Annotated in this window: 13 protein-coding genes; 10 read left to right on the plus strand and 3 right to left on the minus strand. The window is 62.9% G+C overall.

Translation table 11 applies throughout. From position 1 onward, the window contains the following. Positions 1-49: 49 nt before the first annotated feature. The 3 genes from spoT to ACLH0I_RS00195 are packed head-to-tail and all read left to right on the plus strand — an operon-like array spanning position 50 to position 3,367. The gene (spoT, locus tag ACLH0I_RS00185) at positions 50-2,155 is read left to right on the plus strand and encodes a bifunctional GTP diphosphokinase/guanosine-3',5'-bis pyrophosphate 3'-pyrophosphohydrolase (RefSeq protein ID WP_053126562.1); all 2,106 of its coding nucleotides are present in this window, start codon (positions 50-52) and stop codon (positions 2,153-2,155) included. A gap of 35 nt (positions 2,156-2,190) precedes the next feature. Then, positions 2,191-2,571 carry a RidA family protein gene (locus ACLH0I_RS00190; protein ID WP_186706898.1) on the plus strand — a complete coding sequence of 127 codons (381 nt, stop codon included), beginning with the start codon at positions 2,191-2,193 and terminating at the stop codon, positions 2,569-2,571. Between the two features lie 55 nt (positions 2,572-2,626). Continuing rightward, on the plus strand, positions 2,627-3,367 hold the full coding sequence (locus tag ACLH0I_RS00195; RefSeq protein ID WP_411385956.1) for a hypothetical protein: 741 nt from the start codon (positions 2,627-2,629) through the stop codon (positions 3,365-3,367). 142 nt (positions 3,368-3,509) lie between these two features. Here ACLH0I_RS00195 and ACLH0I_RS00200 read toward each other — a convergent pair whose 3' ends face one another. Continuing rightward, positions 3,510-4,367, minus strand: coding sequence for an SDR family oxidoreductase (locus ACLH0I_RS00200; protein ID WP_250964564.1), 858 nt, complete (start codon positions 4,365-4,367; stop codon positions 3,510-3,512). Positions 4,368-4,554: 187 nt separating this feature from the next. Between ACLH0I_RS00200 and exbB the strand changes: the two genes are divergently transcribed. From exbB to ACLH0I_RS00230, 6 genes are all read left to right on the plus strand, one after another. Next, positions 4,555-5,538, plus strand: coding sequence for a tonB-system energizer ExbB (gene exbB / locus ACLH0I_RS00205; protein ID WP_411385957.1), 984 nt, complete (start codon positions 4,555-4,557; stop codon positions 5,536-5,538). Positions 5,539-5,544: 6 nt separating this feature from the next. Continuing rightward, on the plus strand, positions 5,545-5,973 hold the full coding sequence (gene exbD / locus ACLH0I_RS00210) for a TonB system transport protein ExbD (protein ID WP_053126573.1): 429 nt from the start codon (positions 5,545-5,547) through the stop codon (positions 5,971-5,973). After that, positions 5,970-6,725 carry an energy transducer TonB gene (locus ACLH0I_RS00215; RefSeq protein WP_186730335.1) on the plus strand — a complete coding sequence of 252 codons (756 nt, stop codon included), beginning with the start codon at positions 5,970-5,972 and terminating at the stop codon, positions 6,723-6,725. Before exbD ends, ACLH0I_RS00215 begins: the two co-directional genes overlap by 4 nt. A 325-nt stretch (positions 6,726-7,050) precedes the next feature. Next, positions 7,051-7,971, plus strand: a complete 921-nt coding sequence (locus ACLH0I_RS00220; RefSeq protein ID WP_186706903.1) for a hydrogen peroxide-inducible genes activator — start codon at positions 7,051-7,053, stop codon at positions 7,969-7,971. 9 nt (positions 7,972-7,980) lie between these two features. After that, positions 7,981-10,056, plus strand: coding sequence for an ATP-dependent DNA helicase RecG (gene recG / locus ACLH0I_RS00225; RefSeq protein WP_411385958.1), 2,076 nt, complete (start codon positions 7,981-7,983; stop codon positions 10,054-10,056). A 79-nt stretch (positions 10,057-10,135) separates the two neighbouring features. Continuing rightward, entirely contained in the window at positions 10,136-11,533 is a 1,398-nt protein-coding gene (locus ACLH0I_RS00230) for an aminoacyl-tRNA deacylase and HDOD domain-containing protein (RefSeq protein ID WP_186706905.1), read from the plus strand. Positions 11,534-11,699: 166 nt separating this feature from the next. Here ACLH0I_RS00230 and ACLH0I_RS00235 read toward each other — a convergent pair whose 3' ends face one another. Next, positions 11,700-12,080 (minus strand): helicase, encoded by a 381-nt coding sequence (locus ACLH0I_RS00235; RefSeq protein ID WP_250964568.1) that lies wholly within the window; start codon positions 12,078-12,080, stop codon positions 11,700-11,702. Between the two features lie 534 nt (positions 12,081-12,614). Between ACLH0I_RS00235 and ACLH0I_RS00240 the strand changes: the two genes are divergently transcribed. Further along, positions 12,615-12,998: a DUF6124 family protein gene (locus ACLH0I_RS00240; RefSeq protein WP_411385959.1), complete on the plus strand. Its 384-nt coding sequence runs from the start codon at positions 12,615-12,617 to the stop codon at positions 12,996-12,998. A 376-nt stretch (positions 12,999-13,374) separates the two neighbouring features. Here ACLH0I_RS00240 and tagQ read toward each other — a convergent pair whose 3' ends face one another. Continuing rightward, complete coding sequence (gene tagQ / locus ACLH0I_RS00245) at positions 13,375-14,316, minus strand: type VI secretion system-associated lipoprotein TagQ (protein ID WP_250962955.1); 942 nt, start codon at positions 14,314-14,316, stop codon at positions 13,375-13,377. Positions 14,317-14,365 lie beyond the last annotated feature (49 nt).

Genomic DNA, 14,365 nt, shown 5'->3' on the forward strand with positions numbered 1-14,365 from the left:
GTCGACGTAGCACGGCGCGGGGTCACAGCAAACGGCAGGAGTCACCATCATGCCGAGCATAGACGCCCTCGCCGATCGCTTATCGGCCTACCTCGGCACGGACCAGGTCAACCTGGTCCGCCGAGCCTATTTCTACGCCGAACAAGCCCACGACGGCCAACGCCGACGCAGCGGCGAGGCGTACGTCACGCACCCGCTTGCGGTGGCGAACATTCTTGCCGACATGCACATGGACCATCAGAGCCTGATGGCGGCGATGCTGCATGACGTGATCGAAGACACCGGCATTGCCAAGGAAGCGCTGCAAGCGCAGTTCGGCGAAACCGTGGCCGAACTGGTCGACGGGGTCAGCAAGCTGACCCAGATGAACTTCGAGACCAAGGCCGAGGCCCAGGCCGAAAACTTCCAGAAAATGGCCATGGCCATGGCGCGCGACATCCGCGTGATCCTGGTCAAGCTCGCCGACCGCCTGCACAACATGCGCACCCTGGAAGTGCTGTCCGGCGAAAAACGCCGGCGCATCGCCAAGGAAACCCTGGAAATCTACGCCCCCATCGCCAATCGCCTGGGCATGCATGCCATCCGCATCGAGTTTGAAGACCTGGGCTTCAAGGCGATGCACCCGATGCGTTCGGCGCGGATCAACCAGGCCGTCAAGCGCGCCCGGGGCAACCGCAAGGAAATCGTCAACAAGATCGAAGAGTCCCTGAGCCACTGCCTGGCCATCGACGGCATCGAAGGCGAAGTCAGCGGGCGCCAGAAACATCTCTACGGCATCTACAAGAAAATGCGCGGCAAGCGCCGGGCCTTCAACGAGATCATGGACGTCTACGCGTTCCGGATCATCGTCGACAAGGTCGACACCTGCTACCGCGTGCTGGGTGCTGTGCATAATTTGTACAAACCGTTGCCGGGGCGCTTCAAGGACTACATCGCGATCCCCAAGGCCAACGGCTACCAGTCGCTGCACACCACGCTCTTCGGCATGCACGGCGTGCCGATCGAAATCCAGATCCGCACCCGTGAAATGGAAGAGATGGCCAACAACGGCATCGCCGCCCACTGGCTCTACAAATCCAGCGGTGACGAACAGCCCAAGAGCACCCACGCCCGCGCCCGGCAGTGGGTCAAGGGCGTGCTGGAAATGCAGCAGCGCGCCGGCAACTCCCTGGAATTCATCGAGAGCGTGAAGATCGACCTGTTCCCGGACGAGGTCTACGTCTTCACGCCCAAGGGCCGGATCATGGAGCTGCCCAAGGGCTCCACGGCCGTGGACTTTGCCTATGCGGTGCACACCGACGTCGGCAACAGCTGCATTGCCTGTCGCATCAACCGCCGCCTGGCACCGTTGTCCGAACCGCTGCAAAGTGGCTCCACGGTGGAGATCGTCAGCGCCCCCGGCGCGCGCCCCAACCCGGCATGGCTCAACTTCGTGGTCACCGGCAAGGCCCGCACGCACATCCGTCACGCGCTGAAGCTGCAACGTCGCTCCGAATCCATCAGCCTCGGCGAACGCCTGCTGAACAAGGTCCTGAACGGCTTCGACAGCTCCCTGGACAAGATCCCGGGTGAGCGGGTGCAGGTGATGCTCCACGAATACCGTCTCGAATTGATCGAAGACCTGCTCGAAGACATCGGCCTGGGCAATCGCATGGCCTATGTCGTCGCCCGTCGCCTGCTCGGCGAAGGCGAACAGCTGCCAAGCCCCGAAGGCCCGCTGGCGATTCGCGGCACCGAAGGCCTGGTGCTCAGCTATGCCAAGTGTTGCACGCCGATCCCGGGCGATCCGATTGTCGGCCACCTGTCCGCCGGCAAGGGAATGGTGGTGCACCTGGACAACTGCCGCAACATCAGCGAAATCCGCCACAACCCGGAAAAATGCATCCAGCTCTCCTGGGCCAAGGATGTCACCGGCGAATTCAATGTCGAGCTGCGAGTCGAGCTGGAACACCAGCGCGGCCTGATCGCCCTGCTGGCCAGCAGCGTCAACGCCGCCGACGGCAATATCGAAAAAATCAGCATGGACGAGCGCGATGGTCGCATCAGTGTCGTCCAATTGGTGGTCAGCGTGCACGACCGTGTGCACCTGGCCCGCGTGATCAAGAAGCTGCGCGCCCTGACCGGCGTTATCCGCATCACCCGGATGCGCGCATAACGCCTCAATAGCCTATTCCTTACAAGGAGTCATCGATGACCAAGACCGTAATCACCAGCGACAAGGCCCCAGCCGCCATCGGCACCTATTCCCAGGCGATCAAGGCCGGCAACACGGTGTACATGTCGGGCCAGATCCCACTGGACCCGAAAACCATGGAACTGGTGGAAGGCTTCGAAGCCCAGACCGTGCAGGTGTTCGAAAACCTCAAGGCCGTGGCCGAGGCTGCCGGTGGTTCGTTCAAGGACATCGTCAAGCTGAATATCTTCCTCACCGACCTGAGCCACTTTGCCAAGGTCAACGAGATCATGGGCAAATACTTCGACCAGCCCTACCCTGCCCGCGCCGCCATCGGCGTAGCGGCCCTGCCGAAGGGTTCGCAGGTCGAGATGGATGCCATCCTGGTCCTCGAGTAATAAGGTCGGCGCAGCTTCCCCCGCTGCGCCGTTTTCGTCTTGAAAGGATTCCACCATGCGCAAAGCGCTTGCTCTCTCGCTGGCAGCCCTGCTTCTGGGCGGCTGCGCCAGCGACCCTGCCGACCGTGACATCAGCGGCACCTGGATCAACCAGGCGGCCATCGACGCTGCCGCCAAGGGCGGCCCGCTGCGCGAAGCGCTGCAAGGCTATGGCCCGAACCTGGAATGGGACGTCAACACCCGGGCCGGCCAGGCGCGCTACACCAACGGTTTTGAAAACGTCGAAGGCAAGTTGCTGGGCGAAGAAGACGGCGCCTGGAAAGTCGACTTCTACGGCAGCTCCGCCAGCGAACTCAAGCGCGACGGCGACCAGTTGAGCCAGGCCGCCACCGAAAACGAACCGCAACAGGTGTTCGACCGCGCGCAAGTCCAGGTACCGGAAGGCGCACCCATCGGTGCCAGTTTCGAGCGCGCGCTGTATGCCGCTTACCTCGGTGGCACTTGGAACATCACCAGCGGCCCCGGCCAGGGCGCCACCGTGCAATTCCAGCCCGACGGCCAGGTCAGCGGCCTGCCGGGTGCCGATCGCTACGCCTTGTGCCTGGCCGGCGATTGCGCCTCCATGAGCGGCGGCAACGACAACATCTGGCTGCAGCAGAACGGCCAGGGCAATACATGGATCTTTGCCCGCGACGGCAAGAAATTGGAAATTTTCCAGACCGTGAATGCGGCATTGGCGGACGAAATGCCGTCGTTCACGCCGGGCAACCGGCAGTGGGTGCTTGAAAAGCAGTAACGCGATTCAGGTGACAACAAAACTCCCTGTGGGAGCGAACTTGCTCGCGATAGCGGTGTAACAGTCAACTTCGATATTGACTGTCAGGGCCTCATCGCGAGCAAGTTCGCTCCCACAGTTTGTTTTTGGGCTGCCAGGGGAATCAGCAGCGCCCTTCCAGAATCGCCGCATACCCCTCGCGAAAACTCGGATAACGCGGCGTCCAGCCCAAGGCCTTCGCCCGGGCATTGCTGCAGCGCTTGCTGCCGGCGCGCCGCACGCTGGCATCTTCGGCCCACTCGGTAACACCCATGAATTCCCGCAGCCAGCCCACGACTTCGGCCAACGGCGCAGGGGCATCGTCGACGCCGATGTAGCAGTCGTCCAGAACCTTGCCTTGGCGATCAGCCTCCAGCAGAAACGCCAGCAAGCCGGCCGCGTCGTCAGCGTGGATACGATTGGCGTACAGCGGCGGGTCGATCACCACGCGATAACCCTGGCGCACCTGGCTCAGCAACCACTCCCGACCTGGACCATAAATGCCGGTCAGGCGCACGCGACTGGCCGGAATGCCGCTGTCCAGGGCGACTTGCTCGGCTTCGAGCATCAGTCGACCGGAATACCCGCCGGCCACGGTGGGCGAAGTTTCATCCACCCATTCGCCCTGCTGCTGCCCATACACACTGCTGCTGGACACAAACAACAGGCGCTTGGGCCGTTGGCCATGCTGCTTCAGCCAGCCCAGCACATGCTGCAACCCTTCGACGTAAGCGGTGCGATAGCCCGCCTCGTCATGGTCGGTGGCCGCCGCGCTGTACACCAGGTAATCCAGCGACCCGGTGGGCCAGTCGGCGGGGCATTGCTCGCTGAACAAATCCCCTGCCACCCCGATGACGCCCGCGGGCAAGTTCGAAACCGTGCGCCGCAGGCCATGGACTTGCCAATGTTCGGCCACTAACCGGCTGGCCAGGCGGCCGCCGATATCACCGCAGCCGGCGATCAAAACAGAAGGCGCGGACATCAAGAACTCCTCTGGCAAAGCCGCAGACTAGCCTCCGCGGGGGATGAGCGGCTAGCCATGTGAGAAAAAAAGTTACTGTATTACTTTTGTTAACAAGAATTACTTGCAATAATGCTCGCCACTTTTGTTCTCGGCCCACGAGGCCTGGAAGAACATCCATCTTCTTTTTTTCTCAGGTCCGGCCAGCATGAAACGCTCTCTATCCCCCGCTTCGCCAACCAATCGACCTCGTGCCTGGAGCACGGTAGCCGCCTTGTTGTTCAGCCTGTTGCTGGCACCTGCCGCGGCCTTCGCCGATGCACAGGCGCCCGCCACGACCCCAGCGACGACTCCGGCCGCCGCACCTGCTGCCGCCCAGGCGCCTGCCGATCCGGCCGCTCCTGTTGCGACGCCGGTCGCCACCGACCCGGCCCAAGCCGTCGAGGCCCCGGCACCTGAAGTGCTCGAAGCCGACAATACCCTGGGCATGGCCCACGACCTGTCGCCATGGGGCATGTACCAGAACGCCGACATCATCGTGAAGATCGTGATGATCGGTCTGGCCATCGCCTCGATCATCACCTGGACCATCTGGATCGCCAAAGGCTTCGAGCTGCTGGGTGCCAAGCGTCGCTTGCGCGGTGAAATCGCCGCCCTGAAAAAAGCCGCCACCCTCAAGGAAGCCAGCGCCACCGCGGCGAAGGAAGGCACCCTCGCCAACCTGCTGGTGCATGACGCCCTCGAAGAGATGCGCCTGTCGGCCAACAGCCGCGAGAAGGAAGGCATCAAGGAGCGCGTGAGCTTCCGCCTCGAGCGCCTGGTCGCCGCCTGCGGTCGCAACATGAGCAGCGGCACCGGTGTGCTCGCCACCATTGGTTCCACCGCGCCGTTCGTCGGCCTGTTCGGCACCGTGTGGGGCATCATGAACAGCTTCATCGGCATCGCCAAGACCCAGACCACCAACCTCGCCGTCGTCGCTCCGGGTATTGCCGAAGCCCTGCTGGCAACGGCACTGGGCCTGGTCGCGGCAATCCCGGCGGTGGTGATCTACAACGTCTTCGCCCGCTCCATTGCCGGCTACAAGGCCCAGGTTTCCGACGCTTCGGCTGAAGTCCTGCTGCTGGTCAGCCGTGACCTCGACCACTTGCCGCCCGAGCGTGGCTCGCAACCGCACATGGTGAAAGTGGGGTAATCGGCCATGGGCCTGCATTTGAAAGAAGGCGCAGACGACGATCTGGCCGAGAACCACGAAATCAACGTCACGCCGTTCATCGACGTGATGCTGGTGCTGTTGATCATCTTCATGGTGGCGGCCCCGCTGGCCACCGTGGACATCAAGGTCGACCTGCCGGCGTCGACGGCCAAGCCTTCGCCGCGGCCAGAGAAACCGGTGTTCCTCAGCGTCAAGGCCGATCAGCGCCTGTTCCTCGGTGAGGAAGAGGTCAAGGCCGACACCCTCGGCGCGACCCTCGACGCCAAGACCCAGGGCAAGAAAGACACGACGATCTTCTTCCAGGCCGATAAAGGCGTGGACTACGGCGACCTGATGAGCGTGATGGACGCACTGCGAAGCGCCGGCTACCTGAAGGTCGGCCTGGTCGGACTCGAGACGGCGCCTAAAAAATGATCACGACGCGCCAAAAGCTGACGCGTTACAGCGGTAGCCTGGCAGTGGTGCTGGGCGTGCATGCGCTCGCCATCGCCCTGGCGCTGAACTGGACCACGCGAGCGCCCATCGAGTTGCCGCCCCAGGCGATGATGGTCGAGCTGGCGCCGGTCCCAGCCCCGCCGCCACCGGCACCGCCAAAAGTCGTCACACCGCCGCAACCGCCCGAGCCGGTGGAAGAGCTGCCGCTGCCTAAACTCGCCGAAGCACCGAAGCCTGAAATCGCCGTGCCCAAGCCGGTCAAGCCCAAGCCCAAGCCTCAACCGCCCAAGCCCAAACCGGTGGAGAAAAAACCCGAGCCGCCGAAGGAACAGCCGTCGGAGCAGAAACCCAGCGACACGCCGCCAACCCAGTCAGTGGCCGAGAAGTCCGCGCAACCGGCGCCTGGCCCGTCGCCCGCGCAATCAGCCGCCAAGGCCAACTGGCAGGGCACGCTGCTGGCGCACCTGGGCAAGTACAAGAAGTACCCGCCCAGGGCCCAGCAAATGAACAAGGAAGGCACCAACCGCCTGCGTTTCGTGGTGGATGCCGACGGCAACGTGTTGTCATTCGAACTGGTGGGCAGTTCCGGCACCGAGTTGCTGGACCGGGCCACCCTGGAAATGATCCGCCGCGCCCAGCCGTTGCCCAAGCCACCGGCGGAGTTGCTGACCAACGGCACTATCGAACTGACGGCACCGTTTGTGTACTCCATCGACAAGCGCCGGCGTTGACCCAATCTGGCAACCCGATTGCAGGTTGAATCCTGTGGCGAGGGAGCTTGCTCCCGCTGGGCCGCGAAGCGGCCCCAAAACCAGCGAATGTGCTGCATCAGGCAGACCGCGTTCGCCGCACCAGAGGCCTGCTGCGCAGGCCAGCGGGAGCAAGCTCCCTCGCCACAATGAGCACAACCGACCTAAAGGCATCGAAAGATGCCTTTTTCATATCCAGCAACGCCCCACAGACATTCGCCAGTGTCCCACCGCACCCCCAGTCTGATAACGTGCGTCTATCGATTGCAGCCGGTATGCTTGGCTCGCAACTTCACGGACGCTCGCCATGACCCTCACAGAATTACGCTACATCGTGACCCTCGCCCAAGAGCAGCATTTCGGCCATGCGGCCGAGCGCTGCCACGTCAGCCAGCCGACGCTGTCGGTGGGTGTGAAAAAACTTGAAGACGAACTCGGTGTGCTGATTTTCGAGCGCAGCAAAAGCGCCGTGCGCCTGACCCCGGTGGGCGAAGGCATCGTCGCCCAGGCACAGAAGGTCCTTGAACAGGCCCAAGGCATTCGCGAACTGGCCCAGGCCGGCAAGAACCAACTGACCGCCCCGCTGAAAGTCGGCGCGATCTACACCGTCGGCCCGTACCTGTTTCCGCACCTGATTCCGCAACTGCACCGGGTCGCCCCGCAGATGCCGTTGTACATCGAAGAAAATTTCACCCACGTGCTGCGCGACAAGCTGCGCAACGGCGAGCTGGACGCGATCATCATCGCCCTGCCGTTCAACGAAGCCGACGTCCTGACCCTGCCGCTCTATGACGAACCGTTCTACGTCCTGATGCCGGCAGAGCACCCCTGGACCCAGAAAAAAACCATCGACGCCGCCCTGCTCAACGACAAGAGCCTGCTGCTGCTCGGCGAGGGCCACTGCTTCCGCGACCAGGTGCTCGAAGCCTGCCCGACCCTGACCAAGGGCAGCGAAGGCGCCAAGCACACCACGGTGGAATCCAGCTCCCTGGAAACCATTCGCCACATGGTCGCTTCCGGCCTGGGTATCTCGATCCTGCCGCTGTCGGCGGTGGACAGCCATCATTACTCCCCTGGCGTGATCGAAGTCCGCCCGCTGACGCCACCCGTGCCGTTCCGCACCGTTGCCATCGCCTGGCGCGCCAGCTTCCCGCGGCCCAAGGCCATCGAAATCCTCGCCGACTCGATCCGCCTGTGCTCCGTGGCCAAGCCGCCCGCTGCCAAGTAAGCCGCTGCCATGACTGAGCTGTCGAAAGTGCCGGTCACGACACTCAAGGGTGTCGGTGAAGCCATGGCCGAGAAACTGGCCAAGGTCGGCCTGGAAAACCTCCAGGACCTGCTGTTTCACCTGCCGTTGCGCTATCAGGACCGCACCCGCGTGGTGCCCATCGGCCATCTGCGCCCGGGGCAGGACGCGGTGATTGAAGGCACCGTCAGCGGCGCCGATGTAGTCATGGGCCGTCGTCGCAGCCTGGTGGTGCGCCTGCAGGATGGCACCGGTGGGCTCAGCCTGCGCTTCTATCACTTCAGCAATGCGCAAAAGGAAGGTCTCAAGCGCGGCACCCGCGTGCGTTGCTACGGCGAAGCACGGCCCGGGGCGTCGGGGCTGGAGATCTATCACCCGGAATACCGCAGCATTACCGGTGACGAACCGCCGCCCGTGGATGAAACCCTGACCCCGGTCTATCCGCTCACCGAAGGCCTGACCCAACAACGTTTGCGCCAGCTCTGCCAGCAAACCCTGACGCTACTGGGCCCCAGCAGCCTGCCCGACTGGCTGCCCACGGAACTGGCGCGGGATTACCAGTTGGCGCCGCTGGCCGATGCGATCCGCTACCTGCACCATCCGCCCGCCGATGCCGACGTCGACGAACTCGCCCTCGGCCATCACTGGGCCCAGCATCGCCTCGCGTTCGAAGAACTGCTGACCCATCAACTGTCCCAGCAACGCCTGCGCGAAAGCCTGCGTTCCCTGCGCGCCCCGGCCATGCCCAAGGCCAAGGACCTGCCGGCCCGCTACCTGGCCAACCTCGGCTTCACCCCAACGGGCGCCCAGCAACGGGTGGGCAACGAAATCGCCTACGACCTGAGCCAGCCCGAGCCGATGCTGCGGCTGATCCAGGGCGATGTCGGCGCCGGCAAGACCGTGGTTGCCGCCCTCGCCGCGCTGCAGGCCTTGGAGGCCGGTTATCAAGTGGCGTTGATGGCGCCCACCGAGATCCTGGCCGAGCAACATTTCATCACCTTCCAGCGCTGGCTCGAACCACTGGGCATTGAAGTCGCCTGGCTGGCCGGCAAGCTCAAGGGCAAGAACCGCGCCGCCGCCCTGGCGCAGATCGCCGAGGGCGCGCCGATGGTGGTCGGCACCCATGCGCTGTTCCAGGATGAAGTGCAGTTCAAGAACCTGGCGCTGGTGATCATCGACGAACAGCACCGCTTCGGCGTGCAACAACGCCTGGCTTTGCGGCAGAAAGGCGTGGGTGGCCGGATGTGCCCTCATCAACTGATCATGACCGCCACGCCGATCCCACGGACCCTGGCGATGAGCGCCTACGCCGACCTCGACACCTCGATCCTCGACGAACTGCCCCCCGGCCGCACACCGGTCAACACCGTGCTGGTCACCGATACCCGACGAGTGGAAGTGATCGAGCGCGTGCGCAGCGCCTGTGCCGAAGGGCGGCAGGCCTATTGGGTGTGCACATTGATCGAAGAGTCGGAAGAGCTGACCTGCCAGGCGGCCGAAACCACCTTCGAGGACCTCACCGCCGCCCTCGGAGAGTTGAAGGTCGGGCTGATCCACGGCCGCATGAAACCCGTCGAAAAAGCCGCGGTCATGGCTGAATTCAAGGCCGGCGCCCTGCAACTGCTGGTCGCCACAACGGTGATCGAGGTCGGCGTCGACGTGCCAAACGCCAGCCTGATGATCATCGAAAACCCCGAGCGCCTGGGCCTGGCGCAGTTGCACCAGCTGCGCGGCCGGGTGGGCCGGGGCAGCGCCGCCAGCCATTGCGTCTTGCTCTATCACCCGCCACTGTCGCAGATCGGGCGCCAGCGGCTGGGGATCATGCGCGAAACCAACGACGGTTTCGTCATCGCCGAAAAAGACCTCGAATTGCGCGGCCCCGGTGAAATGCTCGGCACGCGCCAGACCGGTCTGCTTCAATTCAAGGTAGCCGACTTGATGCGCGACGCCGATCTGCTCCCTGCCGTGCGCGACGCCGCCCAGGCCCTGTTGGAACGCTGGCCCGACCACGTCAGCCCGCTGCTGGATCGCTGGCTGCGTCATGGGCAGCAATACGGCCAAGTGTGAGCACGCGCTCAGTTTTCAAGACCCGCGTGCCGGACAAGCTGGTTATACTGACCAACTTGTAGGAAAACGGATACAGACCATGACAGAAGCTGCCCTCGTCCCCGAAGCCCCGCACGCTCCGTCTGTTATTCGGCTGTTGCTCGAGAAATTGGGCATCGGCTATGACGAAGTACTCGAACGACCCGGCCTGAACCCAGCCCGCAAGGTGCAGGCTGTGTTGCTGCACGATGCCGTTGGCGCGCTCATGGTGCTGTTTCCACAAAGCCAGCTGCTGGACCTCAATCGCCTGGCCGAACTCACCGGTCGCAAGCTCACGGCGGTGCCGACCGAACGCCTGGAGCGCATGCTCGGCAAACACAGCCTGAGCCTGCTGCCCGGCCTGCCCGCGCTAACCAGCTCACCGTGCCTGTACGAAGAAAGCCTGCTGCGCGAACCCAAATTGCTGATCAACTCCGGCGAGCCGGGGCTGCTGCTGGAAGTGACCAGCGAAGCGTTCAAGACCATGCTCACCAAGGCCAGCGCCGCGACATTTGGCGAAGCCGTGAGCAATATCACCCCCAACCTGGACCGCCCGCACGACGACCGCGCGGAAATCACCCAGGCTGTGCAAGCGTTTACCGCCCGGCGTATCCAACAACGGCTGGAAGAAACCATCGAAATCCCGCCGCTGGCTGAAACCGCGCAAAAAATCATCAAGCTGCGGGTCGACCCCGACGCCACCATCGACGACATCACCGGCGTGGTGGAAACCGATCCGGCCCTGGCCGCGCAAGTGGTGAGCTGGGCCGCCTCGCCCTACTACGCCTCGCCCGGCAAGATTCGCTCGGTGGAAGACGCCATCGTCCGGGTGCTGGGCTTCGACCTGGTGATCAACCTCGCACTGGGTCTGGCCCTGGGCAAGACCCTGAGCCTGCCCAAGGACCACCCGCAACACACCACGCCGTACTGGCACCAGTCGATCTACACCGCCGCCGTCATCGAAGGCCTGACCCGCGCCATGCCGCGGGCCCAGCGCCCCGAAGGCGGCCTGACCTACCTGTCCGGCCTGCTGCACAACTTTGGTTATCTGCTGCTGGCCCATGTGTTCCCGCCGCACTTCTCGCTGATCTGCCGACACCTGGAGGTCAACCCGCACCTGTGCCACAGCTACGTGGAGCAACACTTGCTGGGCATCAGCCGCGAGCAGATCGGCGCCTGGCTGATGCGCTACTGGGACATGCCCGACGAACTGGCCACCGCCCTGCGCTTCCAGCACGACCCGCACTACGACGGCGAATACGCCGCCTACCCGAACTTGGTGTGCCTGGCCGTGCGCCTGCTGCGCTCGCGCAGCATTGGCTCCGGCCCGGATGAAGACATCCCGGATGCGTTGCTCGAACGTGTGGGCCTGACCCGGGAAAAGGCCAACGATGTGGTCAGCAAAGTGCTTGAAGCCGAAGTGCTGCTGCGGGAATTGGCTTCGCAGTTCGGTCACTGACCGCATTGCAGGCAACTGAGCTTTTGTGGCGAGGGAGCTTGCTCCCGCTCGGCTGCGCAGCAGACGCAAAACCTGCCGACGCGATCCGCCTGGAGGACCGCGTCAATCCATTTGGGGCCGCTTCGCAGCCCAGCGGGAGCAAGCTCCCTCGCCACAGGCTTCCCGACTAGACCTTCTTGGCCTTCCTCGGCTTCAAATACTTGGTCAGCCCCTGGAACCAGATCACCAGCGCCGGGTTGCCCTTGATCTGGATCGACTTGTCCTGAATCCCCGTCATGAATGCCAACTGCTTGTTCTTGGCCTGCATCGTCGCGAAGCCATAGGCGGCGTCCTTGAAGGCGATGGCGAAGGCCGGGGTCGGGTAAACCCCGGACTGGCTGGTGATGCGCTGGTTCTTCACGGTGAAATGCCGGGCGACCTTGCCATCCAGGGTTTGCAGCTGGAACACCAATTCCTTGTCGCCCAACTGCTGTTGGAACGCCGGGTTGGTCCGGCTGGCCTTGCCCATCAACAACCCCAGCATCCACAACAGAAAACGAAATTTCATGGGCACAGCCTCGTGAGAAAAGATCAATGGCTGGCAGTTTAGCGATTCTTCGGCGCAACGCCATCATCGGATCGCTTTAGCGGAAGATCAGCTGGTTTTCGCGAAAGATGACTGCTAAGTCACGAATCCAAAAATCAAAAGATCGCAGCCTTCGGCAGCTCCTACATCGATTTCCGTAGGAGCTGCCGAAGGCTGCGATCCTTTGATCCTTTTCCCCTGCCAAACCCTGGGACATTTCCTTCAACACGGCGGGCTGTTCATGAACTAGGCACCCTGGTTTTGCGCGGCTAACCTGGGTTCGTCATCGCAAAAAACGGTGACACGGACGTGCAAGTCCGGTACATATCGGCGCGCAACTGCTACGCCAAACGGCTCACGCTCGTATTGGTGTGTTTATGGCGGCTGCGCGCGGGAGACTCTCGAGGTCTGCCGGGGTCCGATATGCCCGGTCTTGCACACCCGCGCACAGCTGCCACCCCTTTCGGTGCAACGAAAGGTGCCAGCCTTCATTCAATACATATCGGAAATACATTTATGTTCAAGGTCACTCCCAATCCGCCACAAAGCGGCCACAAATCCCGAGTCGAAGCGCAGGAAGAAAAAAAGCTCGAAGACGCCGCCACCCGCGCCCTCGACTACTACCTCAACCCCAAGCCCGCCTCACCGCCCAAACCCGACAAAAACCAACTCTTCGTCGTATCCCCCCACATCGACACCGAAACCCTGCTGGCCAACGCCTCCGAAGACCTGCTCTCCATCAGCACAATCGCCGCCGACCTGGCTGACGATGTGGATGACTCCCGCCGCTGCGTCGCCCTGGCGATCAGTCGTATGGCCGATGGGGTGCAGTTGTTGGTCGAGCGGGCGTTGGATCATTTGGAAACCAAGGAGATGGCGGCGCCTGGTGCCAAGGGGTAGCGCCTTGCTTTGATGCAAGCTGGGCCGGCGCCATCGCGAGCAAGCTCGCTCCCACAGGGTTCCGTGTCGAACCGAATCTCAAGTTCAACACCAACCCATTATGGGAGCGGGCTTGCTCGCGAAAGCGGAGTATCAGGCGACATTGATACCGACTGAACAGACGCCTTCGCGAGCAAGCCCGCTCCCACAGGGGATTGGGGGTGTTGCGGACATTTCGATCACCCCAAAAACAACTGTGGGAGCGAGCTTGCTCGCGATGGCGGTGGGTCAGTCGACATTGATGCCAACTGAACCGACGCCTTCGCGAGCAAGCCCGCTCCCACAGGTTTCACACAGTGATCACTCCCCAAGGGGATGATCAGCCACCCTCACTCAATCAAACATTCGGGCAAGGAACCGGTGCCCAGTCGCCCAGGTCCGGGTTTTTGCACATGCTGTTCACCTGAGTAGTACCCGCGCTGGCAACCTGCTTGCTTTGATCTTGCTTGGCCTTGGCGTCCTGCAAGGTCTTCTCAGTGGCGACCGCTTCTTTCGGCACGACTGGCAGCTCTTTCTTCTTCGCCGGCGTCACTTTCTTCTTGGTCTTGGTGCTGGTCTGAGCCGCCACAACCTGCGTGGTATCGGCAGTGGCCACGGTCACCACGTCAGTACGCTGCACACCCACTTGCTGCAGGTCTTTCTCGTAGGCCTGGGTGTAGTTGTTCAGGTCTTCGGAGGCTTTGCCGTTGACCGCGACGATCAGGTCGTTCGACTCTTTCAGGCCCGCGACGATTTCTGCCAGGCGCTTGCGGCCTTCGGTATCGTTGATGGTCTTGGCCTTGCGGTCGGCAACCAGTTTGCTGAACGCGTTCTGGTAGCACTGCTGCGAGGTCTTGGCGTAGGCGGTGCTGCGGTCGATGTCCGAAGCGCTTTTGCTAACGTCGGCAGCGTAAGAGGCGATGCGCATGTTGTCATCGGCGATCTGCTTCTGGCGCTCGGTGTAATAACCGGCGGCACCACCGGCCAAGGCGCCGCCCGCGGCACCGATGGCGGCGTTGCGACCACGATCTTCCTTGTCAGCGGTCAGGGCGCCCAGCAGCGCCCCGCCGACCGCGCCAACGGCCGCACCGGTGACAACCGACTTGGTCATGTTGCCTTCGGTGGCGCGCAAGTGCTGCACCGGCTCGTAGCAGTTCGGGTAGTACTCGACCTTGGTGCTCGACGCGACCTTGGACGTCGGCGACGTGGCGCAGCCGGTCAGTACGGTGCTGAAGCCGACAGCGACCATCAGCAAGTGACGCTTGGAAACCGAAGCCAAAGGTTTACGGGAGAAAAGCATAGTTGTGTTCTCTTTTAAGTGTTGACCAGCTCAGCACGGCGCTATCGCC

Source organism: Pseudomonas sp. MPB03, assembly GCF_046605385.1.
In the GTDB taxonomy this organism is placed as follows: domain Bacteria; phylum Pseudomonadota; class Gammaproteobacteria; order Pseudomonadales; family Pseudomonadaceae; genus Aquipseudomonas; species Aquipseudomonas zanjanensis.